This window comes from Streptomyces sp. SM1, assembly GCF_002910825.1.
Lineage (GTDB): Bacteria > Actinomycetota > Actinomycetes > Streptomycetales > Streptomycetaceae > Streptomyces > Streptomyces okerensis.
This window is the reverse complement of the sequence record NZ_NEUB01000787.1, coordinates 1-2,413: the sequence shown is the minus strand read 5'-3', so window position 1 is coordinate 2,413 and position 2,413 is coordinate 1. Positions and strand designations below refer to the sequence as shown.

Genomic DNA, 2,413 nt, shown 5'->3' with positions numbered 1-2,413 from the left:
TGGCCCTTGAGGGTGTCGTTGACCGACTCGATCAGCTGGCGGACCTTCTTGAGCATCGGCTCGCCGGGCCGCAGGATCTCCCTCTTCCTCGACGGCCGCAGCAGCGTGATGCCCTGTACGGACAGTGACCGCTCGAAGGTCTTCGACGCGAAGCCCTTGTCGCTGATCAGCAGCAGGCCCGGCCGCACGCGCACCAGCTCGGCATCGACCTCCAGCATCGCGGCCAGCACCTCGCGCTCGCCGAGCTTCGGATCGGCCAGCGCCCACAGGATCGGCATCCCGGCCGGGGTGCACACCAGGTACAGCCGCAGCCCCCAGAAGAACCGCGAATGCGACGCGCAGTAGCCGTAGTTGGCCCAGCCCGCCAGCTCCGAGCGCTTGACCGTGGGGCGGGACATCCCGCACGGCACCGGGGTCGAGTCCGTGATCCACACCGTGTCGTGCCAGAAGTCGGTGTCCTTGGCGAGCACCCGTATCACGCGTTTGATCTGCGGCAGCGCGGCACGCAGCCGCTTGTTGTAGCCGGCATCCTGCGGGACGAAGGGAAACATGTCCTGGAGGTGTGCGCGGACGTACCGCAGCCAGCGGGCCTCGCAGTGGAAGCCGAGCATCGCCTGCATGACCGCCAGGCACAGCAACTCCGAGTGACTGAGTTTCGGTGGCCGGCCCGGCAGCCGCACGATACCCGCCAAGTCGTCGTCGATCTTCACGTACAGTGCGGTCACGAGGGTGTTCAAGTTCGTCGTCACAAACGATCATGAGCACCCTCTCTTCGTGCCCGCAGGCATTTGGAAAGACTCGTCGAGGCGGCCGGGCGGGCAGGTTTCCCGCGGTCCCGGGAAGGTACCCCGGCCACGAGGAGGCAGCCCTTCACCGGGTGCCGCGAGCGCTTCCGGATGCACGGCGGGCTCCCGCGCTGAAGGCTGAGTACCGGACCCGATGACAGCACCGGGGCCGCAACAGCGATCCGGACCCGAGGAGCCAGAAGATGTCGACGTCCCAGCCCGACGCGTCCCGGCAGCCCGAGGACAGCACGACCCCGGACAGCCTGCTTCACACCCGAACCGGCACCGATGTGTCCCCGGAGGACCTGGTTCTCGCCTCCGGCAAGGACCTGACCCCGCAGAACCTCGAGTGGGCCAGGCGCAAGCTGGCCGAGGAGGGGCCCGCCGCCCTGGACAAGATCCTTCCCTGAGTCCTCCGCGTCCCCGCCCCCGCGGCAGCACGGCGCCGCCGGTCCTTCCCGGGACCGGCGGCGCCGTTCGCCGTGCGCGGTCAGGTTCTGTCCCGGTCGTCCGGCGGCTCCGTCCCGTCCTCGACGACGTGCATCGCGGCTTCCTCCGCGCCGGCGGCCCCGCCGTCGATGCCGACGTCCTCCGCGATCGTCTCCTTGGTGGTGTCGGTGTGCGCGCCCTCGTCGGGGGCGACCAGGCGTCCGGCGCGCGCGGTGCCGGCCTCCGGGTCGACCGGCCCGCCCTCGCCGCCCTGCAGGTCGCCCACCTCGTCCGTGACCGGCGCGGACTCGTCGGGCACCTCCTGGGACAGCCGCCCGTCGAGGGACTCACCGTCGTGCTGCTCGGCGGCCGTGGTGCCGTGCTTGGTGACGCCGAGCGGCTTCTCCGGCGGGGAGTAGCCCTCGTCGAGGGTGTCGTCGTAGGTCCGTTCGTCGAGGGCGTCCTGCATGTCCAGCGGCGCGGCGTCCTCCTGCTCCTCGTTGCTCCCGGTGGGCTGGTAGGCGTCGTCGGCCATTGGTTCGGAGCCCATGGCGTCCTCCCTGTCACGCTGCGTCGGCACACTTCGTCTCCGGTGTCCGGTCCGCGTTTCCCGTCATCCGATCTTTAACCCCGCGCGGCGGCCGGGCGGAGGGCCGGGGTGCGGGGGATCGCCACCCGGTGCCCGGCGCCATGGGAACCGCCCGGCGTTCTTCGGGCGGGGCCGGGCGGGGCATCACCGGGCGTCGTCGCCCCGTTATGTTTTCCGCGGTCCTGCAAGAGGGCCGCTGGCCTCCGGGCCCGGCATGACTGTTGCCCCCTGTCGAAGGCATGACCTGGGGGGTGGTGTCACCGGGCCCGGGAGGTGCCGTCGGAGACGCTGATGAGAGGTCCGGCCACCGTCCGGTCCGGCGCAATGCCGGACAGCTCGCGGGCGGCAGGTCTGCATAACGTGGATGCGCGAGTACGACACCGATGCCGAGGCCGGCACCGTCAACACCCCTTGGGAGGGGCGCGATGTTCGAGACCGAAGACGTGGGCGTGTTCCTGGGCCTGGACGTCGGCAAGAGTGCTCACCACGGCCACGGACTCACCCCGGCCGGGAAGAAGGTCTTCGACAAGCAACTGCCCAACAGCGAGCCGAAGCTGCGGGCCGTCTTCGACAAGCTGACCGCGAAGTTCGGCACCGTCCTGGTGATCGT

General features: G+C 70.3%; 4 protein-coding genes. 2 read left to right on the top strand and 2 right to left on the bottom strand.

The window, feature by feature from the left end:
* Positions 1-749: IS982 family transposase (locus tag B9S61_RS24115; RefSeq protein ID WP_103543553.1), on the bottom strand; the 749-nt coding region annotated here is incomplete at its 3' end.
* 239 nt (positions 750-988) lie between these two features.
* Here B9S61_RS24115 and B9S61_RS24110 point away from each other — a divergent pair.
* Positions 989-1,195 (top strand): hypothetical protein, encoded by a 207-nt coding sequence (locus B9S61_RS24110; protein ID WP_103544128.1) that lies wholly within the window; start codon positions 989-991, stop codon positions 1,193-1,195.
* Between the two features lie 80 nt (positions 1,196-1,275).
* Here the strand turns inward: B9S61_RS24110 and B9S61_RS24105 are convergent, their stop codons facing one another.
* A complete protein-coding gene (locus B9S61_RS24105) occupies positions 1,276-1,764 on the bottom strand; it encodes a DUF5709 domain-containing protein (protein ID WP_103544127.1) in 489 nt (162 codons plus the stop codon).
* Between the two features lie 464 nt (positions 1,765-2,228).
* On the opposite strand from B9S61_RS24105, the gene B9S61_RS24100 reads away from it, so the two are divergent.
* A partial coding sequence (locus B9S61_RS24100) for a transposase (protein ID WP_146064863.1) occupies positions 2,229-2,413 on the top strand: 185 nt, incomplete at its 3' end.

Bases quoted from the DNA above. Each gene is read 5' to 3' on its own strand.
- B9S61_RS24110 (WP_103544128.1), top strand. From the start codon at position 989: ATGTCGACGTCCCAGCCCGACGCGTCCCGGCAGCCCGAGGACAGCACG.
- B9S61_RS24105 (WP_103544127.1), bottom strand. From the start codon at position 1,764: ATGGGCTCCGAACCAATGGCCGACGACGCCTACCAGCCCACCGGGAGC.